This window comes from Arenibacter echinorum, from assembly GCF_003259375.1.
Taxonomy (GTDB): Bacteria; Bacteroidota; Bacteroidia; order Flavobacteriales; family Flavobacteriaceae; genus Arenibacter; species Arenibacter echinorum.
On the sequence record NZ_QLLN01000002.1, the window covers coordinates 370,060 to 391,823 of the forward strand.

Here is a 21,764-nt window from a genome sequence, read left to right on the forward strand (position 1 = left end):
TAGAAGACCAAAAATAGAAGTATCACAAACAATTCTGCCCCAATCAGCACCTTTAATTACCAAAATTCCCCCTCCTTGCACTGCACAGACCATGAGCTTAACCTCATCTAAATGAAGTCTAGCGTAATATCCTCATTTATATAGATAAGGATTTTATTTTCAATTTCATATCCCATAGCTTCCAAGGCGTCTGCATAGGAATAGATTTGCTCATGGTACGAGGGATTCTTTTTCCCTGTCTTATAATCTATTATGGTTGCCTTGTTATCCTTGATGACCAGCCTGTCCGGGCGGAGTACCTTCCCATTTTTGGTAAGGATATCCTGTTCATTCTTAATTAGGCTTCCCTTTAGAAAGTAGGAGGATAACTTTGGATGATCGGCAATGGCTTTTATCCTTTGCTTCATCCCAAGACTATCATCATGGCCAAGGTCTCCATTTCTAATTAGCATATCAATGGCACCGTCAATATCTTCATTGGTCTCTATGAGCCCCATCACATAATGAAGCATATTTCCTTTGCTAAGGGCTGTTCCCCTCTGCGTATCCCATAAGGCACCGGCCTTGGTCAAGATCCTAAATTCGGGTCGCTCTTTATAAGTGTACAAATGGGTTATCTTTTCCTGTTGTTCCCCTTGGCCGGTGAGCACATCCTGTATTTCAAGATTTCCGAAGCGATAACAGGTCTTGGCATCTTCCCAAAGCCCCTTTTCCTTTAAATAGTGAATAAATAATCCGGAATAATAATTTGGTTTATGCTCCCCCTTTGGAGTAAGGTCTTTTTTGGATATAATATAGAGACCTTTAACCGCCCTGGTCAAGGCTACGTACAACAGGTTAAAGGCATCCAATTCCAATTTATGCTGTTCTTCGTTATAAATTGTTTCCGCAAGACGGCCATAGCCTATAACTTCCTGTTTTTTGTTTATTAGAATTTCCTCAAATCCTTTAAAGGAAATAGGATTTACCGGCAGCCAGAGTTTAGCATCCCGTTCTTCATATATATTGGTATTGGCAAAAGGGAAGATTACAATTGGGAATTCCAATCCCTTGGATTTGTGTACGGTCATTATTTGAACGGCATCCACATTTTCGGGAGCGGTAATGCTTAAACTGTCCTTTTTCTTATCCCAGTAGGCCAAAAAGACTTGAGTATTGGCTCCTTCTTTTTGTTCCACCTCCAAAACAGCATCCAGGAAATAGGTTATATAGGCATCCGAACTGTTTGCCAAACCAAACTTTTTTATAGTATACTCCAAACCGTCATAAACCGAGGATTGCCCAATAATATCCACATTAAAGCCGTAGGCCCCCATTAGTAGCTGGGATACTCCATTAATATTGGCGTTTATAAATTGATGCCTATTTTCAAGATCCTCGGAAAGAAAACTCAGTATTTCATAACACCTTTCCATTTCCGTGGGCTGAAGGCTATAATGCAATAAATTAACCAGGAACCTTACCTTGGGGTTGCTATTTAATAATAATGTTTCAGACGAAATGATTGGGATTTTGTTCTGCATTAGAAAATCGGCCAACAGAATCCCGTGTTTCTTTTTACGGGTGAGGATGCAAACATCCTTTAGGGAATAGTTTTTTTGCAAAACCTCTTCCAAGGTTTTCATTACCAAATTACAGTATTCCCCATCTTCTTCTTGGGATTCCTCAACATCAATAAAGGAAAGTTGTACCAAACCTCCTTTTTTATGATTATAGTCTTGACTATTGCCTTCTACAAACAACTTATTATATACCGTATTCTCCAAAAAGGGACTAGTAACCGTAAAAAAATCGTTGTTGAATTTTATTATCTCTTCATGACTCCTATAGTTTGCTGGAAGATTTGCCGTGGATGGCGGAAAAACAAACGGATTTTCCTTTAGATTGATAAGGTTTAGGAATTGTTCGGCCTTACCACCCCTCCAGCGGTATATGGCCTGTTTGGCATCGCCCACCAAAAGCAAGGAACCTATTTTTCCTTGATCGTCCTGACTTTCCAATGCGTTGCCTATTAATGGTATAAGGTTGTGCCATTGCATTTCGGAAGTGTCCTGAAATTCATCCACAAAATAATGACGGTACTTTTCCCCAATACGTTCATAAATAAAAGGTGCAGGCTGATCCTTTATTTCTTTGGAAATAATACTATTGAAAGAGGAGATTGGCAAAAGATCGCGCTCCCTTTCCAGGATTTTGATTTCATGTTGAATAGCACTGAGTACAGTAAGCGGAACTATATTTTTATACGCGTTCTTAACTAAGGACAAGGCACTAAAATGGTCCTTAATCTCGTTGAACAAACCTATAAATCTAGGATGAAGTCCGTCCAGAATATCTTTAATCCCTTGGGGACAGGTTTTGGTGTATAGGGGCTCGGTTTCAAAATTTTGTTTCCAACCCGCGTTGAAATCCATATTTAAATCTCCCGAGGCGATTTTGGCAATAAATTTTGGAAAATAGCTGGATTTAAAATTATTGAATTCCAGATCATTCTCATCAATAATATTGAGTATATCCTTTGCCCAAGCCACAATCTTTGTTTCATGGGACTGTATGTGATGTACCAATTCCTTTTTTAAATCCAAAAAATCATCGATGCCCTTGTCTTCAAGCTTTTTAAGGTGAGGAGCCTGATTTTCATTGAACAATAAAATCCCGATCTTTTGTAGATCGAAAGCTATATCCCAACTTTTATCGTCATCAATTTTTTCCAAGGCAAAATCTATCAACACTTTGGTCAATTGTGTATCGGCACCTGCCTTATTGATCAGTTTGGCAATGGCCTCATCCAACAATAATTTGGTATCCAGCACCACCTCAAAATTTTGTGGCAGTTTTAGATCTTTAGCAAATGTCCTTATAAGCCTATGTGTAAATTTATCAATGGTGGAAACATCAAAAAATGCATAATTATGCAGAATTTCCTTGAGTACCTTTTTGGATCTATTTCGCAGCGTGCTTATATCTATTCCCAACTCTTGGGAAATATCGGCCAGCATGGACGGAATCTCCTTGGTATCGGACGTTTTGCCAAAGGCAAATAGACTACCCAGAATTCGCTGTTTCATTTCGTTTACGGCCTTGTTGGTAAACGTAATAGCCAGAATACTGCGATAGTTCCTGTTAAAATCAGAAGAAAGGATAATTTTTAAATATTCTTTTGCAAGCGTATAGGTCTTGCCAGACCCAGCAGAGGCGTTATAGATTTTGTATGGAGCGTCCTGCACAGTATTTTAGTCGCAAAATAAGCAATATTAAACAGTTCTTAACAAATTATTAGTTGAATTTCTATGATAAAACCGTAATTTTGGGAAACAACATTTTTTAACATAAAAACGAAAACATTATGGCTTTTGAATTACCTAAATTACCTTATGCGTACGACGCTTTGGAACCACATATTGATGCCAGAACAATGGAAATACATCACACCAAGCATCACAACGGGTATACTACCAATCTAAATAACGCTATTGAAGGAACGGATTTGGCAAAAAAATCCATTATGGATATTTTGACCAACTTGGACATGTCCAATGCAGCTGTAAGAAACAACGGAGGAGGATTCTATAACCACTCTTTATTTTGGGAAATAATGTCACCAAATGGTGGTGGACAACCTTCGGGTGAGCTTGCCGATGCCATTAAATCTGCTTTTGGTTCTTTCGAATCATTTAAGGATGCTTTTTCCAAAGCTGCAGCAACAAGGTTCGGCTCTGGCTGGGCTTGGTTATGTGTTCACAAAGGAGGGAAACTGGAAATTTGCTCAACTCCAAACCAAGACAATCCAATCATGCCTGGAACGGGCTGTGGTGGTGCTCCAATTTTGGGCTTGGATGTTTGGGAGCATGCTTATTACCTAAATTATCAGAATAGAAGACCAGACTACATCAACGCATTTTTTAATGTAGTTAATTGGGATAAAGTAGCCGCTTCCTACAAGGCCAATAAATAAGGCTTACGATTAAAGAGGGCTTCGGAAATTCTTGGTCAATAAGCAAAGGCTTCAATTGGCCCTATGGATAATTTTATATTGCTTTTTTAAGGCAGTCCTTGGAATAAATAAAAGTCCGCTCCTCAAAAATTTGACGAGCGGACTTTTTTGTATCCTAAAAATAGAAAAGGGTGGAGAAGCCTCCACCCTTTTCGTCCCAAATCTTACCATAAACTTAACCTACTTATGCTATGGCGATACTAAAATACTGGTATTGTGAGAAATAACAAAAATAATTATGACCTTTTATCCATAATTTTTTTCGATGATGTTCAACAATTATCGTTAAAAGTGACTAAAAATTGGTTAAAATACTGATTCTCAGCAATAAAAAAGGCGAAGCTAAGCTCCGCCTTTTTTCCCCAAATCTTACCATGAACTTAACCTACTTATGCTATGGTCCTCCAAAAGTAAATCAAAAGCAGTGGCGTAAAAAAGGTTTTAGATAAACACCCCAATTATAGGTCAAAATACTTTTGGGAAAGTATTCTGGAGAGAAAGTTCTTGGATAAATAAAATATACACTTGAAGATGATCAGCCAAGATGAAGAATACGGGCAACCCTTTCCTGTAATACAGGTACTACTTCCTGCTCGAACCAAGGATTTTTAGATTGCCAAAATCTGTTCCTAGGAGAAGGATGTGGCAAAGGAAAGTATTTCGGTAAAAAATCGTTAAAGCTTTTTACAGTTTCTGTCAAGGTAGCTTTAGCGGTCTTTCCAAGGTAATATTGTTGGGAATAGGTGCCAATGAGAATAATAAGTTCTAGGCTCGGCATACTTTTCAGTAAGGCATTGTGCCATAAGGGGGCACATTCAGGTCTAGGAGGCAAGTCCCCACCTTTACCTCTGCCGGGATAGCAAAAGCCCATAGGCATCAGTGCTATTTTGCTGTCATCATAAAAAACGGAATCTGAAATATTGAGCCATTTTCTCAACTGCTTGCCACTGGGATCGTTCCAGGGAATTCCCGTTTCGTGAACCTTAGTGCCCGGAGCTTGACCAACAATAACAATTCTGGCATTGGGATGTGCTGTAACCACAGGTCTCAGGCCCAAGGGTAAATGGGATTTACATACTTGGCAACTTCTTATTTCCGATAATAATCGTTCCATTATTTTTTACCTGCCACCACAATAACGATCTCTCCTTTGGGTGGATTGTCTGTATAATGTTGCAAAACCTCTTTTACCGTGCCCCTGATCGTCTCCTCATACATTTTCGACAACTCCCGCGAAACGGAAACCAATCTGTCCGAACCAAAATAGGCTTCAAAATGCGATAAGGTCTTGACCAATTTATGGGGCGATTCGTAAAAAATAATTGTTCTAGGCTCTTCTGCCAATAAGGTCAATCTGGTCTGTCTCCCCTTTTTCACGGGCAAGAAGCCCTCAAAAACAAATTTATCATTTGGCAAACCGCTATTTACCAAGGCAGGTACAAAGGCGGTAGCCCCGGGTAGACAGTCTACTTCTATCTTATTTTCTACACAGGCACGGGTAAGCAAAAAACCAGGATCCGAAATGGCAGGGGTCCCCGCATCCGATATCAATGCCACATTCTCCCCAGACTGCAAGCGCCTTACAACCCCTTCCACCGTTTTATGCTCATTGTGCATATGGTGACTTTGCATGGGAGTAGCTATACTGTAATGGTGCAATAATTTTCCACTGGTACGGGTATCTTCCGCCAAAATTAGGTCCACTTCCTTTAGCACCCTAATAGCGCGCAATGTAATATCCTCTAAGTTACCTATAGGTGTAGGTACTATATATAATTTCCCCATTAATTCTATTAAACACCAGCCTTTGGTACTAAGGCAGGTGGATAGTGGCAAAATTAATAAAAATCAAGAAGAATGATTTCCATTATTGTAACTTAAAAGTCCTTAAGCAAATTTGCGCGCAATTACGTTCATAAATCTTTGTTCGTAATCTTCTTTTCCCTCCCAATTATTATAATCCGGTTTTACCATGTTTGCAATAAATGAAATAGATCGTTCTTCACTGTCTATCGTACTCAATTGAGATAACACCCTGTTGTAATCTTCCATATTATTGTTGAAGAGATGCTTTACAAATGCCAGACGATCGTTCAAATCCACTTTAAGTGCTTTTTTAGGACTATGTTCCACAGATTGGGTAGTACCCACCGTTTTCACTGTTTTAACCTCCTTGGGCATAAATAGATCTTTATCGTTTTTGATCAGATCCGGCTTGTTGGTAAACTGGGATAAAACCTCGTCGATGGTAGTGGCTCCCGGCATCTCCGATACCATATCCTTTATAGTATCGATACCAGGAATAATTATATCCTCTTCGTGCGGGTTACTTTCCGGTACCGAAGAATTGGCACTTAACACGGAGTTGGCCATGGTTTCAAATTTTGCCGCAATGGCATTCTTGGAAACATCTATCTCCACCTCATTCAATTTTTCCTCAATATATTTAAGAACTGCCAACTTTTCATATAATTGCCTAGCAGTTTCATATAAGGCCGAGTAATCGTTTAAATTTCTCGAGGTTATTATTTCAGTTGATAATTTTCTCAATTCCTCTTTTAGTCTCTTTTTCATCTGAATGTATTTTAAAATTAGTAGGAGCCCAATTGGAGCACCAATATAGCAATTCCTTTCAGGTAATAAATGGGTGGTTAAAAAACAAGTAATCAAGATTACCAACTTTTACCAACATTAATACCAGAAGGATTATTTTTTTAATAATTTTATGCCTCCTAATATAAAAACGGAAAACAAATTACTTTCGTCTAAAATTACAAAATGTTTCTCGAAAATACTGTTAACCCTAAAGAACAATTCGGTTGGATCGAAGTAATCTGCGGTTCCATGTTCTCTGGCAAGACCGAGGAACTTATCCGAAGGTTAAAAAGAGCCAAATTTGCCAAGCAAAAAGTAGAAATTTTCAAGCCTATGGTAGATAAAAGATACCACGAGGAAATGGTAGTCTCCCACGATGCCAATGAAATTAGATCTACCCCGGTTCCGGCCGCTGCCAATATTCGACTTTTGGCAGATGACTGTGATGTGGTGGGGATTGATGAGGCCCAATTCTTCGATGACGAAATTGTTACCGTATGCAATGATCTGGCCAACAAGGGTATCCGAGTGGTAGTGGCAGGATTGGACATGGATTTCAAAGGCAATCCGTTCGGACCCATGCCCGCGTTGATGGCCACAGCCGAATACGTCACAAAAGTTCATGCCGTTTGTACCAGAACAGGCAACTTGGCCAACTATAGTTTTAGAAAGGCAAACAACAACAAATTGGTTTTTCTGGGAGAAACTGAAGAATATGAACCCCTTAGTAGGGCCGCGTACTACAAAGCCATGTTAAAAGAAAAGGTGAGTGCCATAGAAGTTACATCCGAGGAAGTATTACCCCCTCAAAAAAAATCGAATGACTAAGGTCGGAGAAACCGTTCTGGAAATAGACCTTAGGGCCTTGGAACACAATTACCATTATTTAAGATCCAAGATAAATCCGGAAACTAAATTTCTTGGAGTGGTGAAAGCGTTCGCCTATGGAAGCGATTCCATTGCCATTGCCAAAAAATTGGAATCCCTTGGAGCAGAGTATTTGGCCGTAGCTTACACCTCGGAAGGCGTAGCCTTAAGGAATGCCGGAATTAAATTGCCCATCCTGGTACTGCATGCCCAAGAGGTAAGTTTTGCCACGATGATAGAAAATTGTCTTGAGCCCAGTCTATATTCCCGTGCAATTTTCTCCTCCTTTTTAAAAATGGCCAAAGACCTAGGCCAAAGGGATTACCCTGTACATCTAAAATTCAACACCGGTCTTAACAGATTGGGGCTTGGGGAAAAGGATATAGATTTTATTTTAGCGTCCTTGGAAGGAGTGGATCAAATAAAAATAAGCTCCCTCTTTTCCCATCTGGCCGCTTCCGAGGATTTGAATGAAAGGAATTTTACTATTTCTCAGATTGAGCAATTCGAAAAAATAAGTTCGGCAGTACTCTCTAAATTAAAGTACAGACCCAAAAGGCACATGTTGAATACCTCTGGCATCATCAATTACCCGGAGGCACAGTACGATATGGTAAGAAGCGGTATTGGTCTTTATGGTTATGGAAACGAAGCCGCCGAGGACGAAAAGTTAATACCTGTCGCCACCCTTAAAACAATAATATCACAAATCCATAGGATAGAGCCTAATGAAAGTGTAGGTTATAATAGAGCGTTTGTTTCCAATACTTCCAAGGTAACGGCAACTCTACCCTTAGGCCATGCAGACGGAATTGGCAGACAATATGGAAACCGTATAGGTCAGGTATGCGTACACGGCAAATTGGCTCCAATTATCGGCAATGTTTGTATGGATATGATTATGGTAGATATTACGGGAATTGACTGTAAGGAAGGCGACGAGGTCATTGTTTTTGGCCAGGAACAAAGTGCACAAGATTTGGCGTCCTCCGCCAAAACTATAACCTATGAGCTTCTCACCGGAATTTCGCAGCGAGTGAAACGCGTTTATATCGATTAGGACTTAAAAATTATTTTATCCCAGGTGGTTAAAACCCCAATTTAAAAGATATTTTTACTATCCCAAACATTTTTATTTTAACATTTTGTTAAGACGTCTATTTAAGTTAAATTGCAGTTAGTATTAATCAAATAAAACACTAATTATGTTAAAAGAATTTAAGGATTTTATTATGACCGGCAATGTCATTGATTTGGCGGTTGCTGTACTCTTGGCAGGAGCTGCAGGCTTGGTTGTCAGTGGATTTGTCAACGATATCATGATGCCGATCGTGGGATACTTTACAGGAGGAGTAGATTTCTCCGATATGCAAATTGTACTTTCAGAGGCAATTGTGGCCGCAGACGGAACAGTTGAAAAACCTGCCAGTGCTATCCGTTACGGGGCATGGGTAAATTCTATCATTAACTTAATTATTGTTGGATTTGTTTTGTTCATGATTGTAAAAGCCTACAACAAAACCAAAACCCCACCGGCTCCACCGGCCCCGGAGGCACCAAAAGGCCCAAGTCAAGAGGAGCTTTTGACCCAGATCAGGGATTTACTAAAAAAATAATTTTTTATAAAAAATTATGTGCTTTGGCTTAAGATCAAAGTACAGCCGCTACACTACCAACTAACCAACAAAAACCGTCAGCTAGGATTCGCTATCCAAGTTGACGGTTCTTTTTTGCGATACTGTTATTTTTGTAACAATTTGTTATATTTTTAATATATTCTATTTTATGTATTGTTTAATACCCTATAATCAGTACATTTGCCAACTGAAATTTTAAATTCATCGTAATGAAAGTAGCTGTAGTTGGTGCAACAGGAATGGTAGGGGAGGTAATGCTAAAAGTATTGGCAGAACGTAACTTTCCTGTAACGGAATTATTGGTAGTGGCCTCGGAAAGATCTGTAGGCAAAAAGTTGAGCTTCCAAGGCAAGGAGTACACCCTTATTGGGTTGGAAACTGCGGTTGCCGCCAAACCGGACATTGCCATTTTTTCAGCCGGGGGAGATACTTCCATGGAATGGGCACCCAAATTTGCCGCTGTTGGTACCACGGTAATAGACAATTCTTCCGCTTGGCGTATGGATCCTACCAAAAAATTGGTGGTTCCCGAAATAAACGCCTCAGAGTTGACCAAAGAGGATAAAATTATAGCCAACCCAAACTGTTCCACAATACAGATGGTATTGGCACTTTCTTCCCTGCACAAAAAATACAAAATGAAAAGGGTAGTTGTTTCTACCTACCAGTCGGTTTCCGGAACAGGGGTAAAAGCTGTTCAGCAATTGGAAAACGAAATTGCAGGAATCAAAGGAGAAATGGCATACCCTTATCCTATTGGGAAAAATGCATTGCCCCATTGCGATGTATTCCTGGATAATGGATATACCAAAGAAGAAATGAAGTTGGCCAAAGAGCCTCAAAAAATATTCAACGACAATTCATTCTCCGTGACTGCTACAGCCGTTCGTATCCCAACCGCAGGTGGGCATTCGGAGTCTGTTAACGTGGAGTTTGAAAATGATTTTGAAATTTCGGAAGTTAGAAGATTGTTGAGTGAAACTCCGGGAATCGTTGTTCAGGACAATACCGACACCAATACCTACCCAATGCCCATTTATGCACATGGTAAGGATGATGTATTTGTAGGTCGTATTAGAAGGGACGAAACACAAGCCAATACCTTGAACATGTGGATCGTTGCGGACAACTTAAGAAAGGGAGCGGCCACCAATGCAGTACAAATTGCAGAATATTTGGTTCAAAACCAACTAGTATAATAGAATTTTTGTGACGAAACCCTTCAATCCCAAACGGGAATAAAGAGAAGAGGGCAAGATGTTAAAACCTTTGTAAGCACCATTTACAAAGGTTTTTTTTATGCTATTTTTGGTTTATCAACATCAACAAATGAAAACACTAATATTAATCCCACTTGTTGGAATACTGATGTTAGCCTCTATGAACACCCAAAAAAAAGATACTATCATTTTGAATTATCCAAACACAAAAAAAATTGATTCCGTTGACACCTATTTCGGAATAAAAATACAAGATCCCTTCCGCTGGTTGGAAGATGACCGAAGCCCCGAAACCGAGAATTGGGTAAAGGAACAAAATGAGACCACATTTAATTATTTGGACAAAATTCCATTCAGAAAAGAGCTGAAAAAACGTTTGGAACAATTATGGAATTTTAAAAAGTTGGGATCTCCGTTCAAAGAAGGCGATTACATCTATTTTTTTAAGAACGATGGTTTACAAAATCAAAATGTATTGTATCGTAAAAAGGCAGAGGAAGCCGAAGCAGAGGTGTTTCTGGATCCCAATTCCTTTTCCGAGGATGCCACCACTTCCTTGGCTGGAATAAATTTTTCCAAGGATGGTTCCATAGCTGCCTATTCCATATCTGAAGGTGGAAGCGATTGGCGAAAAGTAATCGTAATCAATGCCGAAAATAAGTCAATTGTTGAAGATACTCTGGTAGACATTAAATTTAGTGGAGTTTCCTGGAAAGGAAACGAAGGCTTCTTTTACTCCAGTTATGACAAACCTGAAGGAAGTGAACTATCTGCCAAAACCGACCAGCATAAACTTTATTATCACAAACTAGGAACTCCCCAAAAGAGCGATGAGGTGGTCTTTGGCGGTATTCTAGCCCAAAAACATAGGTATGTTGGGGGCTATGTAACCGAAGATGATAGGTATCTTATTATTTCGGCCGCTGTTTCCACCTCTGGGAACAAATTATTCATAAAGGATTTGACCCATCCGGAAAGCCAACTTATGACCATATTGGATACTACGGACAGCGATAGCCAAATCATAGACAATGTAGGGTCCAAACTCTTTATATTGACCAATAGAGATGCGCCCAATAAAAAAGTAGTTACCGTGGAAGCCGAAAATCCCACTCCGGAACATTGGACGGATCTAATTCCAGAAACGCAAAATGTATTATCTGTGGGTACGGGCGGAGGTTACTTCTTTGCGGAGTATATGGTAGACGCTATTTCCAAAGTGTACCAATATGATAACCAAGGTAAAATGTTACGCGAAATATTACTTCCTGGGCTTGGAAGTGCCGGTGGTTTCGGAGGAAAAAAGAAGGAAACCGAACTTTATTTCACTTTTACCAATTACAATAACCCGGAATCTATTTATAAATTGGATATAAATGCAGGAGATTATACCCTGTATTGGAAACCGGAAATAGATTTCAACCCAAAGGATTACGTGTCCACCCAAGTCTTTTACCCTTCCAAGGACGGTACTAAAATACCAATGATGATTACCCATAAAAAGGGATTGCTTTTAAATCGCCAAAATCCGACCATTTTATATGGCTATGGGGGCTTTAACATAAGCCTTACCCCCACTTTTAGTGTTATAAATGCCGTATGGATGGAACAAGGTGGCATCTATGCCGTACCGAACCTTAGAGGAGGAGGCGAATATGGTAAACAATGGCATGATGCCGGTATTAAAACCAAAAAGCAAAACGTCTTTGACGATTTTATCGCAGCCGCCGAATACCTTATAGCTGAAAAATATACCTCGTCGGACTATTTGGCCATTAAAGGAGGTTCCAATGGCGGACTCCTGGTGGGCGCTACCATGACCCAAAGACCAGATTTAATGAAGGTAGCCCTGCCTGCCGTGGGTGTTCTGGATATGTTACGGTATCATACATTTACCGCCGGTGCTGGTTGGGCCTATGACTACGGAACCTCCGAAGACAACTTGGAAATGTTCAATTATCTCAAAGGCTATTCCCCTATACACAATGTTAGGAAAGGCATAGAATATCCAGCCACCATGATTACAACAGGCGATCATGACGACAGGGTGGTACCGGCGCATAGCTTTAAGTTCGCCGCGGAATTGCAGGATAAGCAGACCGGTGAAAACCCCACCTTAATACGAATAGAAGTGAATGCCGGCCATGGTGCAGGAACTCCTGTAAGCAAGACCATTGAGCAAAATGTGGATATTTTCGGATTTACCTTGTTCAATATGGGCTTTAAGGAACTCCCCAACAAGGGAGTTTTAAAAGATTTTAAGGATTAGTTTAAAAAAAATCGATAATTTTGTTTTAGAGTCCGTTTCTTTTAGAAATGGACTTTTTTTATCCCTTCTAGGTACATATATAGTTTTAGCCCATGTTACAAGTCAATTCTCTTTCGTTCGCTTATGATAAAAAACCGGTACTTACCAATATCAACTTTAAGGTAGACCAGGGAGAACATATTTCTATTGTAGGAGAAAGCGGTTGTGGCAAAAGCACCCTGCTCAAAATTATATACGGCCTTTTACAGCCCCAGCAAGGCGAAATATTTTGGGGAGAAAAACAGGTGATGGGTCCTGATTTTAATCTGGTACCCGGGGAGTCGTACATGAAATACCTTTCCCAAGATTTTGATTTAATGCCCTTCACCACTGTGGCCGAAAACGTAAGTCAGTTTTTATCTGTTTTTTATCCAGAGGAATTAAAGGCTAGAACCACGGAATTGTTGGAAATGATAGATATGCTGTCTTTCGCCAAGGTAAAGGTTAAAAATCTGAGTGGGGGGCAACAGCAGAGGGTGGCCTTGGCCAGGGTTCTGGCACAAAAACCAGAATTGCTTTTGTTGGATGAGCCCTTTGGACATATAGACAATTTTAGAAAGAATCAATTGAGAAGAAATCTCTTTGAATACTTAAAGAAAGAGGGGATTAGCTGTATCACCGCTACCCATGACCACCAAGATATTTTGCCCTATGCCAATAGGATCATTGTTATTAAGGATCAGGTAATAATGGCCAACGCCAATACCAGAGATCTGTACAACAACCCGAAAAATATCTATACCGCCACCTTGTTCGGGGAGGCCAACCTAATCCCCATAAATATAATAAAATCTTATGGCGATCTGGAACGGAAAATTATTGTTTATGCCCATGAATTTAGGGTGTCGCCTAAAAAAGGAATCCCGGTAACGGTAGAAAAATGTTATTTTATGGGCAGTCATTTTTTGATTGAAGCCATGTCTGAGGAGCAAATAATACGCTTTAATTCCGAGGAAGCCCTAACCCCTGGCAAAAAGGTATTTCTAAATATTGCCCTGGAAACCATAAGTCAACGTCTTAAACCATAATAAACTATTGAATAGGGAAGGCATCATACAGGAGCTAAAATTTAAAGCAGTGCGGAGCAGTGGTGCCGGAGGTCAACATGTAAACAAGGTATCCTCCAAAGTTGAATTGACATTTGATCTGGAAAACTCCATGGCCCTAACGGAACATGAAAAAAACCGACTTCTTAAAAAACTGTCGTCCAAGCTAAGCAAAGAAAACATTCTTTTAATGCAATGTGAGGAAACCCGGAGTCAGCACAAAAACAAGGAACTGGTCATTAAGAAATTCCTTGAAACCCTCGAAGCCAATTTGGTGGTCCCAAAAAGAAGAAGAAAGACCAAACCCAGCAGATCGGCTATTGAAAAGCGATTGAAGGGCAAAAAAAAGGCAGCACTCAAAAAAGTAAACCGAAGTAAGCCCAAATTAGATTAATAATCCGGCAATTACCTAAAACTTCCCTTCCCCAAAAATGGCAACGGCACGGACCGGAGATCCGGTACCTCCCCTGATTTTCAAAGGCAATCCAATAAATCTAAAACGTCCACGACCAAGTAAGAGCTGTAAATTGATCATATTTTCATAATGGGTAAAGCCCATCACCCCACAAATACGATGTACCTCCTTATTGGATACCCCAGGAATTCCTGGCGACATCATCTCTACCCCAAAGGCGGAAATACCCTGCAACCCCAACCAACGTGCCGCAGAGGCACTAAGTCCTGGCCCACGGCCCCAATCCGCGCTACCGTATGTCCTTCTATAGTGATCGGTGTAGATCAAGACCGTATCTCCTTTTTTAATGGATAAATTGCCTTTGGAACAGGCCGATACCAAATCTGCCGTTTCTATTAATTCCATTAAGCCCTTGTGGGACAAGTCCAAACAAACTCCCTCTGTATAGAACATAGAGAGTGGCATGGTGTCTATGGACTGCCCTCTAAATTCACGTGCCATATGGCTTAGGGAATCCACGTGGGTTCCGGTATGTTCGCTCATATCCAATTTGTAGACACTTGGCGATACCGTATTGCTATCGGTAATTCCGTCCCATTCTTCATGGGAGGCATACATCTCCATCCTTACCTCAGGAAGGCTGTTATATACCGGCATCCCAGAAAATATTTCTTGGCTTAGATCAATAATTTCGACCATAATAAGAAAGATTATACTTTTAAAACTATATACTACCCTCAGCAGCTTTAAAAGCTACCCTATTTGCTTTATTACAATTTTCCTAGAATTAAAAACAACCATATCACCTACTACTTTCCCCAAGAGCAATTTCCCCATGGGGGTATTGGGAGCAATTGCAAAATATGATACACCATCCCACTTCAATTCCCCTGCGCTGATCCCCATATAATAATTTTGTTGGTCGGTTAGCACCACGCTACCCAAGCCCACTTTTGAAAAACTAGTTTGTAGCGGTATCTTTTTAAACAACTCATGTAACAATTGGGCTTCAGCAAGCTGATTGCCCAATTTTTCGCGCTCCAATTGAATCATGGCCCTCCCAGTTTCATGCTTGTCGCCAGCACTACTTTTGGTCTCGGAGGTCAAAGCTTCTTGCAGGGAATCGATATTGCTATTGATGCGCATTAGCCTATTCTCTATAAATGATTTACAAAACCCATATAGTTGTTGTTTCACCGATGCGTCCATTCAGAATTTATTGTTTTTAAATCATTCCGCTTTGAGCCTATTGATACTTAATATCTACTTCACCAAATTAGCCAATTCCTTTCCTACCAAACTACCAATGGCTATTCCCATACCTCCCATTCGTACCCCGCAATACACATTATTGGCAAGTTGCTTTACAATAGGTTTTTTCTGATTTCCCATCCCCATAATTCCGCTCCATCGCAAGTCTATCTCAATTGGGGTATTGGGCAAGATAATGCTGTGCAGTATCTCCTCCAGCCTGTTCTGGATCAAAGCGGTCTCTCCAAACGAGCTGGTTTCCTCTCCTTTAAAATCGAGATTTCTCCCACCTCCCAACAGAATTCGGTTATCTATGTTCCTAAAATAATAGTAGCCCTCATCCAAATGAAAAGTACCTTTTATGGAAAGATTTTCGATTGGCTTGGTAATCAACACCTGAGCTCGGGCAGGTTTCACCGTTTCCACAATTAATTGGGAGGCAAAACCATTGGTTGCAATGAACAGTTTGTTGGTCTTAAATTCGAATTGATCGGTTTTAACAATAACATGATCCTCATTTTCTTGGTAACTATCCACGCCAATGGCATTAAGGGTTATTACCCCACTGTTCTGAACCTTGGCTACTAAGGTTTTCATCATTTTTCCGGTATTGATCTGGCCTTCGAAGGGATTTGTAATATAATTTTTCCAAACCCCTTTAAAATTAAAGCTATTGGGATGCTCTACAAAAGCGTCTTTGCCAAATACTGGTTTCAATAAAGTATTTACCCTATGCAAATTCTCCAGACAATCTTCATATAAATGTATCTGCTCCTTTAAAAAAACCTCATGTCCCCCACCGTAATTTTGATAATCCATTTGTTTATCACCAAGAGTCTCCCTTAGCAATTGTATCCCCTCCCACCGCTTTAGAACCAATTGTAGGACTTCCTCCTCGGAATGCCTTTTTAAGTCGGACAAAACCTCTGAAATACTTCCAAAACATGCGAATCCAGCATTTTTTGTACTGGCTCCTTGTGGCAGCACGCCTCTTTCCAGGACCAATATCTTTGCTTTGGGATATTGTTTCTTTAAATGTAAGGCACAATTTAACCCAACTATTCCACTGCCTACAATGGTGTATTCGATGTTGGACAACCAGCTTTTATATTCCCAATAACTTAGGTTCATAGAGGTCCTATGTGTTATGAATTGTTTTAAAATATGAATTCTGGAATAAAGTTATTATTAATTTGGATATGAATAATCAAGGATCAAGGGTTCCTTCAATAATACTTTAAACCAAAAAAGCGGATTAAGCGATTGTTGACCAACCGTTTAATCCGCCTCTTCCAAGAAATAAATATATTATTAAAATCTGATTATTCCGCTGGTTGTGGTGCCATTACAAAGTCTTCCATAAATTTTGTGGTATAATTCCCGGCCAAGTAATCTGGATGATCCATAAGCTGTCTATGAAAGGGAATGGTTGTCTTGATACCCTCAATAACAAATTCATCCAGTGCACGTTTCATTTTATTGATGGCCTCTTCCCTTGTTTGGGCCGTTGTAATAAGCTTGGCAATCATGGAATCATAATTGGGAGGAATGGTATAGCCACTATAAACATGGGTGTCCAATCTAATTCCATGTCCCCCTGGGGTATGCAAAGTGGTAATCTTTCCCGGGGAAGGCCTAAATCCGTTATAAGGATCCTCGGCATTTATTCTGCATTCAATAGAATGCAGCTTTGGCAAATAATTTTTCCCTGAAATGGGTACCCCTCCGGCAACCAAAATTTGCTCCCTAATAAGGTCATAATCTATTACTTGCTCAGTTATGGGATGTTCTACTTGGATCCTGGTATTCATTTCCATAAAATAGAAATTCCTGTGTTTGTCCACTAAGAATTCTATTGTACCAGCTCCTTCATATTTAATATATTCTGCTGCTTTTACAGCTGCTTTCCCCATATCGTCCCTCAACTTATCGGTCATGAATGGTGAAGGCGTCTCTTCCGTTAATTTTTGGTGACGACGCTGAATAGAGCAGTCCCTTTCCGAAAGGTGACATGCCTTTCCATACTGGTCCCCTACGATCTGGATTTCTATATGGCGTGGTTCTTCTATCAACTTTTCCATGTACATACCGCCATTGCCAAAAGCTGCCGTGGCCTCTTTCACCGCACTGTCAAAAAGATCCTCCATCTTGTCCTCGGACATTACGGCACGCATTCCCTTGCCACCACCACCTGCGGTAGCTTTAATCATAACGGGATAACCCATCTTTTTGGCCACTTTTTTGGCATCTTCTACATCTTTAAGCAAACCTTCAGAACCTGGTACACAGGGTACCCCCGCCTTCTTCATTGTCTCTTTAGCCGTGGCCTTATCTCCCATCCTATCGATTTGTTCTCCAGTGGCTCCAATAAATTTTATATCGTGTTCAGCGCAAATTCTGGAAAATTTGGAGTTTTCGGAAAGAAAACCATATCCTGGGTGTATGGCATCTGCATTGGTAATTTCTGCCGCTGCAATGATATTTGGTATTTTTAGATAGGATTCACTACTTGGAGGAGGACCTATACAAACAGCTTCGTCCGCAAAGCGAACGTGTAGGCTTTCCTCATCCGCTTTGGAATATACCGCTACCGTTTTTATACCCATTTCTTTACAGGTCCTAATAATACGTAGCGCTATTTCTCCCCTATTTGCAATAAGTATTTTCTTAAACATCTTTTGAAATTTTAAATTTTGTATTCTAAATTTTAAATGATTCGGAGTGACCATAAAAAATCGTCATCCGACATTTAGCATTTAAAACTTCTTATGATGGATCTACCAAAAATAAAGGTTGATCAAATTCTACAGGTGAACTATCATCTACAAGAACTTTCACAATTGTACCGGAAACTTCCGACTCAATATCGTTAAATAATTTCATTGCTTCTATGACACATAGCACATCACCTTTCCCTATCGTATCCCCTACCTCAACAAAAGTTGGTTTATCTGGAGAGGGCTTTCTATAAAAAGTTCCAATGATAGGTGATTTTATGGTAATATATTTTGAATTTTCATCAGCTTCCTTTTTCACCTCTACATCAACAGAAGGAGAGCCTGCAGGAGCTGCAGCCATCTGTTGTGGCATATGGCCTCCCATAGGAATTTGCTGTACATAAGTTGGTTCTACCGTATGACCAGCTGCACCGGTTCGGATGGTGATCTTTATATCTTCCATCTCCAATTTTACTTCACTAGCCCCAGATTTGGCCACAAATTTGATTAAGCTTTGAATTTCTTTAATATCCATAGAGTTCGTATTAGTTTATAGGTTGCGTCAGATTTATGAATTATATGCCCATTTTAAATATATGGAACCCCAGGTGAAACCACCACCAAAGGCTGCAAAAACCAAATTATCACCTTTTTTAAGCTGGCTTTCATAGTCGCTCAATAAAAGTGGCAGTGTTGCGGAAGTGGTATTTCCGTACCGCTGTATATTCATCATTACCTTGGAATCGTCCAATCCCATTCTATTGGAAGTGGCGTCTATAATTCTTTTGTTGGCCTGATGGGGTATTAACCAATCAACATCCTCGTGAGATAAATTATTTCTCTCCATTATCTTGGCGGCAGAATCGGCCATATTCGTAACCGCAAATTTAAAGACCGACTTACCATCCTGATAAATGAAATGTTGTCTATTCTTAACGGTTTCCTCAGAAGCTGGAAGCAAAGAGCCACCGGCATCCATTTTAAGGAAATTTCTTCCTACTCCATCAGATCTTAAATATTCGTCCTGAAGACCTAGACCTTCGTTATTTGGCTCAAAAAGCGCCGCACCGGCACCATCCCCAAAAATAATACAGGTAGTTCTATCGGTATAGTCTATAATAGAGGACATTTTATCTGCCCCGATAAGCAATACTTTTTTATATCGTCCGGATTCTATATAACTGGCCGCAGTGGACATACCATATAAAAAACTGGAACATGCAGCTTGCAAATCATAGGCGAAGGCGTTGGTCGCTCCAATTTCCGAAGCTACATAGGCGGCAGTTGCAGCAACCATCATATCCGGAGTTGCGGTTGCAACAATAATCAATTCGATCTCCTTGGGATCCAATTTTCTTTTTTCCAGAAGTTGCTCCGCAGCTTTTATGGCAAGATAAGATGTTCCTAGACCCTCCCCCTTTAAGATTCTCCTTTCCTTGATACCCGTCCTGGTCGTAATCCACTCGTCATTGGTATCTACCAAAGTCTCCAAAATCTTATTTGTCATTACAAAGTCTGGTACATAAGACCCTACAGCGGTAATTGCAGCTGTTGTTTTGCTCATCTAAATTTGATTTTTATCAATAAATCTTCAAAATCAATTGAAAATTTGTGAAAATTAGTGATTTTCTATGACTTTAAGTTCAAAAATGCCTTGTTTTTGAATTTTACATCTCCTTCATAAAAAAACTCCCACTCTTAAGAAGTGGGAGTCCAAATTATATTGTTCTAGCGTAATTTATGCTACTGCTTCTTCAGTTTTGTCTATCAAAACTTCTCCGCGGTAGTACAATTTACCTTCATGCCAATGAGCTCTGTGAAACAAATGCATTTCTCCAGTAGTTGGATCTTGTGCTACAGTAGGAGCTACCGCCTTATAATGCGTTCTTCTCTTGTCTCTTCTGGTTTTGGAAATTTTTCTTTTAGGATGTGCCATTATGAAACTTATTTATCCGTTAATAATTTTTTTAAAGCGTCCCACCGGGGATCAATATCTTCTTTGTTTTCCTTTGTATCTTTTGGTTGGAGTTCTTCCAGCTTGTCCAACACCTCTGATTGTAAAGTGCCGTCCAACACCCCAGGGTGAACCTTTTTAAGAGGTACCGACAATACCAACATTTCATAAACATATTGCGCAATATTGATTTGGTATTCACTGTGCGGAATAATCAATATTTCATCATTGTCGTTGTTGTACTCATCACCAAACTTAACAACCAATTCCAAATCGGCCTTGATTTTTTGATCATAAGGTTCGCTGGTGAGGTCACAATTAACATTTACTGTTCCCCGTGCCTTCATTTCCAACTCCATCATGGTACTCATTTTATTCAAGGTAACGTCTAATTTAATATCAGCACCGTTGAACTCATCATACTCAAAAGACTCAAAGAACGTATTCTCAATTGTAAACTCAAACTCGTGTTTTCCCTGTTTCAGTCCCGAAAAAGGAATAATAAACTCCTTATGCTGCATCATGATCCACACTGGTTTTAACGTACCCGCCGCAATAAAGGCGGGTGCAAAGATACTATTATTTTGTAAAAAGCCAACAAATAGAACGAAATAAATATATTCCGATTAAATTTACTTAATTCAATGACCCAATGTCAAGTAGCCTCCTAATATTTCGGAAAGACTATGCCTGCCTTTTTAGCTTATGCTTTTTTAAAGGATTCCCTGTCAACTCCTTATATTCCTGTCTATTTTTAAATATATGGAGGGCCATAAATACGGCCTCCTTAAAGGAGCTATTGTCCGCAACCCCTTTCCCTGCAATTTCATAGGCCGTTCCATGGTCCGGGGAAGTGCGCACTTTATTAAGACCTGCGGTAAAATTTACCCCTTTACCAAAGGATAACGTTTTAAACGGTATTAGTCCCTGGTCATGATAGGCCGCCAAAATAGCATCGAAATTCTTGTAATTGTCAGACCCAAAAAAGCTATCCGCAGAATAAGGCCCAAATACAAAATGCCCTTTTTCCGACATTTCCTTGATAACTGGCTTTAACACCTCGTCATCTTCTTTTCCAATTACACCATTATCCCCACTGTGCGGATTAATTCCCAAAAGCGCGATTTTCGGTTTCCTAATTCCAAAATCCATCTTTAAGGAGTTGGAAATAGTGGTAATTTTAGAGCGTATCAATTGAGGTGTTATATTAGATGCAACATCCTTTACCGCTACATGATCGGTAAGCAACCCAATCCTTAGCCCATCTGTCACCATAAACATTAAGCTTTCCCCTTCCAATTCTTGGGCCAAATAATCTGTATGCCCAGGAAATTTAAAATCCTCTGCCTGTATATTGTTCTTATTGATCGGTGCCGTTACCAAAACGTCTATCTCGTTATTCTTGAGGGCCGCTACCGCCGCCTTAAGAGACTGTATGGCGTATTTTCCGCTCTCTGGTGTTGGTTCCCCAAAATTAATAACAGGGGTTTCCTTCCAAACGTTCACCACATTTATCTTTCCATCAATAGCTTTCGAGGCCTCATTAATGCCATTATAATTTATTTCCAATCCCAACTCCGATTTTTGGTGGGAGATAGTTTTATTGGATGCAAAAATAACCGGTGTGCAGAAATCCAACATCCTGGAATCTTCAAAAGTCTTAAGCACCACTTCGCACCCAATCCCATTTAAATCCCCAATGGATATCCCCAATTTTATATTTCCAGTTTCCTGCATTTTGTCTTTTCGTTTAATATGAA

The 21,764-nt window shown here is 39.9% G+C and carries 21 protein-coding genes; 8 read left to right on the forward strand and 13 right to left on the reverse strand.

All coding sequences use genetic code 11. From position 1 onward, the window contains the following. Nucleotides 1–107: 107 nt before the first annotated feature. Nucleotides 108–3,227, reverse strand: a complete 3,120-nt coding sequence (locus tag LV92_RS05470) for a UvrD-helicase domain-containing protein (protein WP_111622642.1) — start codon at nucleotides 3,225–3,227, stop codon at nucleotides 108–110. A gap of 119 nt (nucleotides 3,228–3,346) precedes the next feature. On the opposite strand from LV92_RS05470, the gene LV92_RS05475 reads away from it, so the two are divergent. Next, entirely contained in the window at nucleotides 3,347–3,955 is a 609-nt protein-coding gene (locus LV92_RS05475) for a superoxide dismutase (protein WP_111622643.1), read from the forward strand. Between the two features lie 574 nt (nucleotides 3,956–4,529). Here LV92_RS05475 and LV92_RS05480 read toward each other — a convergent pair. From LV92_RS05480 to LV92_RS05490, 3 genes are all read right to left on the reverse strand, one after another. After that, entirely contained in the window at nucleotides 4,530–5,108 is a 579-nt protein-coding gene (locus LV92_RS05480; protein WP_111622644.1) for a uracil-DNA glycosylase family protein, read from the reverse strand. Beyond that, nucleotides 5,108–5,779, reverse strand: a complete 672-nt coding sequence (gene rsmI / locus LV92_RS05485) for a 16S rRNA (cytidine(1402)-2'-O)-methyltransferase (protein ID WP_111622645.1) — start codon at nucleotides 5,777–5,779, stop codon at nucleotides 5,108–5,110. Before rsmI ends, LV92_RS05480 begins: the two co-directional genes overlap by 1 nt. A 102-nt stretch (nucleotides 5,780–5,881) precedes the next feature. Next, complete coding sequence (locus LV92_RS05490) at nucleotides 5,882–6,568, reverse strand: hypothetical protein (protein ID WP_111622646.1); 687 nt, start codon at nucleotides 6,566–6,568, stop codon at nucleotides 5,882–5,884. A gap of 204 nt (nucleotides 6,569–6,772) precedes the next feature. Here LV92_RS05490 and LV92_RS05495 point away from each other — a divergent pair, with 204 nt between their 5' ends. The 7 genes from LV92_RS05495 (at nucleotide 6,773) to arfB (ending at nucleotide 14,061) form a co-directional block, all read left to right on the forward strand. Next, nucleotides 6,773–7,417: a thymidine kinase gene (locus tag LV92_RS05495; RefSeq protein ID WP_031445927.1), complete on the forward strand. Its 645-nt coding sequence runs from the start codon at nucleotides 6,773–6,775 to the stop codon at nucleotides 7,415–7,417. Beyond that, nucleotides 7,410–8,516: an alanine racemase gene (gene alr / locus LV92_RS05500; protein ID WP_111622647.1), complete on the forward strand. Its 1,107-nt coding sequence runs from the start codon at nucleotides 7,410–7,412 to the stop codon at nucleotides 8,514–8,516. The genes LV92_RS05495 and alr overlap by 8 nt, the downstream gene beginning before the upstream one ends. Before the next feature lie 145 nt (nucleotides 8,517–8,661). Then, a complete protein-coding gene (mscL, locus tag LV92_RS05505) occupies nucleotides 8,662–9,072 on the forward strand; it encodes a large conductance mechanosensitive channel protein MscL (protein WP_111622648.1) in 411 nt (136 codons plus the stop codon). Nucleotides 9,073–9,302: 230 nt separating this feature from the next. Then, nucleotides 9,303–10,292 carry an aspartate-semialdehyde dehydrogenase gene (locus LV92_RS05510; RefSeq protein ID WP_111622649.1) on the forward strand — a complete coding sequence of 330 codons (990 nt, stop codon included), beginning with the start codon at nucleotides 9,303–9,305 and terminating at the stop codon, nucleotides 10,290–10,292. A gap of 130 nt (nucleotides 10,293–10,422) precedes the next feature. Then, on the forward strand, nucleotides 10,423–12,582 hold the full coding sequence (locus LV92_RS05515) for a prolyl oligopeptidase family serine peptidase (RefSeq protein ID WP_111622969.1): 2,160 nt from the start codon (nucleotides 10,423–10,425) through the stop codon (nucleotides 12,580–12,582). A gap of 92 nt (nucleotides 12,583–12,674) precedes the next feature. Beyond that, complete coding sequence (locus LV92_RS05520) at nucleotides 12,675–13,649, forward strand: ABC transporter ATP-binding protein (RefSeq protein WP_111622650.1); 975 nt, start codon at nucleotides 12,675–12,677, stop codon at nucleotides 13,647–13,649. A gap of 7 nt (nucleotides 13,650–13,656) precedes the next feature. Next, entirely contained in the window at nucleotides 13,657–14,061 is a 405-nt protein-coding gene (gene arfB / locus LV92_RS05525) for an alternative ribosome rescue aminoacyl-tRNA hydrolase ArfB (protein ID WP_111622651.1), read from the forward strand. 15 nt (nucleotides 14,062–14,076) lie between these two features. On the opposite strand, the gene LV92_RS05530 is transcribed toward arfB, so the two are convergent. The 9 genes from LV92_RS05530 to pdxA all read right to left on the reverse strand — a co-directional run bounded on the left by LV92_RS05530 (nucleotide 14,077) and on the right by pdxA (nucleotide 21,741). Beyond that, nucleotides 14,077–14,781 (reverse strand): cyclase family protein, encoded by a 705-nt coding sequence (locus LV92_RS05530; protein WP_111622652.1) that lies wholly within the window; start codon nucleotides 14,779–14,781, stop codon nucleotides 14,077–14,079. A gap of 54 nt (nucleotides 14,782–14,835) precedes the next feature. Beyond that, entirely contained in the window at nucleotides 14,836–15,291 is a 456-nt protein-coding gene (locus LV92_RS05535; RefSeq protein WP_111622653.1) for a 3-oxoacyl-ACP synthase, read from the reverse strand. Nucleotides 15,292–15,345: 54 nt separating this feature from the next. Continuing rightward, nucleotides 15,346–16,464 (reverse strand): NAD(P)/FAD-dependent oxidoreductase, encoded by a 1,119-nt coding sequence (locus LV92_RS05540; protein WP_111622654.1) that lies wholly within the window; start codon nucleotides 16,462–16,464, stop codon nucleotides 15,346–15,348. Nucleotides 16,465–16,655: 191 nt separating this feature from the next. Further along, nucleotides 16,656–18,008, reverse strand: coding sequence for an acetyl-CoA carboxylase biotin carboxylase subunit (gene accC, locus LV92_RS05545; protein WP_111622655.1), 1,353 nt, complete (start codon nucleotides 18,006–18,008; stop codon nucleotides 16,656–16,658). 91 nt (nucleotides 18,009–18,099) lie between these two features. Further along, nucleotides 18,100–18,585, reverse strand: a complete 486-nt coding sequence (gene accB / locus LV92_RS05550; protein WP_111622656.1) for an acetyl-CoA carboxylase biotin carboxyl carrier protein — start codon at nucleotides 18,583–18,585, stop codon at nucleotides 18,100–18,102. Nucleotides 18,586–18,618: 33 nt separating this feature from the next. After that, complete coding sequence (locus tag LV92_RS05555; RefSeq protein WP_111622657.1) at nucleotides 18,619–19,614, reverse strand: beta-ketoacyl-ACP synthase III; 996 nt, start codon at nucleotides 19,612–19,614, stop codon at nucleotides 18,619–18,621. A gap of 174 nt (nucleotides 19,615–19,788) precedes the next feature. Continuing rightward, the gene (gene rpmF, locus LV92_RS05560; protein WP_031445940.1) at nucleotides 19,789–19,986 is read right to left on the reverse strand and encodes a 50S ribosomal protein L32; all 198 of its coding nucleotides are present in this window, start codon (nucleotides 19,984–19,986) and stop codon (nucleotides 19,789–19,791) included. Nucleotides 19,987–19,994: 8 nt separating this feature from the next. Further along, nucleotides 19,995–20,528: a YceD family protein gene (locus LV92_RS05565; RefSeq protein WP_111622658.1), complete on the reverse strand. Its 534-nt coding sequence runs from the start codon at nucleotides 20,526–20,528 to the stop codon at nucleotides 19,995–19,997. Between the two features lie 160 nt (nucleotides 20,529–20,688). Further along, on the reverse strand, nucleotides 20,689–21,741 hold the full coding sequence (gene pdxA, locus LV92_RS05570; RefSeq protein ID WP_111622659.1) for a 4-hydroxythreonine-4-phosphate dehydrogenase PdxA: 1,053 nt from the start codon (nucleotides 21,739–21,741) through the stop codon (nucleotides 20,689–20,691). Nucleotides 21,742–21,764 lie beyond the last annotated feature (23 nt).

Bases quoted from the DNA above. Each gene is read 5' to 3' on its own strand.
- LV92_RS05475 (WP_111622643.1), top strand. From the start codon at position 3,347: ATGGCTTTTGAATTACCTAAATTACCTTATGCGTACGACGCTTTGGAA.
- LV92_RS05480 (WP_111622644.1), bottom strand. From the start codon at position 5,108: ATGGAACGATTATTATCGGAAATAAGAAGTTGCCAAGTATGTAAATCC.
- rsmI (WP_111622645.1), bottom strand. From the start codon at position 5,779: ATGGGGAAATTATATATAGTACCTACACCTATAGGTAACTTAGAGGAT.
- LV92_RS05490 (WP_111622646.1), bottom strand. From the start codon at position 6,568: ATGAAAAAGAGACTAAAAGAGGAATTGAGAAAATTATCAACTGAAATA.
- LV92_RS05495 (WP_031445927.1), top strand. From the start codon at position 6,773: ATGTTTCTCGAAAATACTGTTAACCCTAAAGAACAATTCGGTTGGATC.
- alr (WP_111622647.1), top strand. From the start codon at position 7,410: ATGACTAAGGTCGGAGAAACCGTTCTGGAAATAGACCTTAGGGCCTTG.
- mscL (WP_111622648.1), top strand. From the start codon at position 8,662: ATGTTAAAAGAATTTAAGGATTTTATTATGACCGGCAATGTCATTGAT.
- LV92_RS05510 (WP_111622649.1), top strand. From the start codon at position 9,303: ATGAAAGTAGCTGTAGTTGGTGCAACAGGAATGGTAGGGGAGGTAATG.
- LV92_RS05515 (WP_111622969.1), top strand. From the start codon at position 10,423: ATGAAAACACTAATATTAATCCCACTTGTTGGAATACTGATGTTAGCC.
- LV92_RS05520 (WP_111622650.1), top strand. From the start codon at position 12,675: ATGTTACAAGTCAATTCTCTTTCGTTCGCTTATGATAAAAAACCGGTA.
- LV92_RS05530 (WP_111622652.1), bottom strand. From the start codon at position 14,781: ATGGTCGAAATTATTGATCTAAGCCAAGAAATATTTTCTGGGATGCCG.
- LV92_RS05535 (WP_111622653.1), bottom strand. From the start codon at position 15,291: ATGGACGCATCGGTGAAACAACAACTATATGGGTTTTGTAAATCATTT.
- LV92_RS05540 (WP_111622654.1), bottom strand. From the start codon at position 16,464: ATGAACCTAAGTTATTGGGAATATAAAAGCTGGTTGTCCAACATCGAA.
- accC (WP_111622655.1), bottom strand. From the start codon at position 18,008: ATGTTTAAGAAAATACTTATTGCAAATAGGGGAGAAATAGCGCTACGT.
- accB (WP_111622656.1), bottom strand. From the start codon at position 18,585: ATGGATATTAAAGAAATTCAAAGCTTAATCAAATTTGTGGCCAAATCT.
- LV92_RS05555 (WP_111622657.1), bottom strand. From the start codon at position 19,614: ATGAGCAAAACAACAGCTGCAATTACCGCTGTAGGGTCTTATGTACCA.
- rpmF (WP_031445940.1), bottom strand. From the start codon at position 19,986: ATGGCACATCCTAAAAGAAAAATTTCCAAAACCAGAAGAGACAAGAGA.
- LV92_RS05565 (WP_111622658.1), bottom strand. From the start codon at position 20,528: ATGATGCAGCATAAGGAGTTTATTATTCCTTTTTCGGGACTGAAACAG.
- pdxA (WP_111622659.1), bottom strand. From the start codon at position 21,741: ATGCAGGAAACTGGAAATATAAAATTGGGGATATCCATTGGGGATTTA.